Genomic DNA, 235 nt, shown 5'->3' on the forward strand with positions numbered 1-235 from the left:
TTGTTCTCTGCTCGTATTATTCCTTACCGAGGTTCATGGTTGGATTTCGAATTTGAACCAAAAGATTTGTTGTATTTCCGTATCGACCGTCGCCGTAAAAGGCCGGTTACGATTTTGTTGAAAGCTTTGGGCTACAACAATGAACAATTCTTGGATTTTTTCTACGACAAAGAATCTTTCTATTTGTCTTCAAACGGTGTTCAAACGGATCTGATTGCAGGGGGTCTGAAAGGTG

1 pseudogene is annotated in these 235 nt (G+C 40.4%); it reads left to right on the forward strand.

The window, feature by feature from the left end:
• A pseudogene (locus ACTHSX_RS10880) lies at nt 1–235 on the forward strand (DNA-directed RNA polymerase subunit beta); the annotation flags it as partial.

Source organism: Neisseria sp. P0014.S002 (assembly GCF_051958295.1).
Lineage (GTDB): Bacteria > Pseudomonadota > Gammaproteobacteria > Burkholderiales > Neisseriaceae > Neisseria > Neisseria flavescens_B.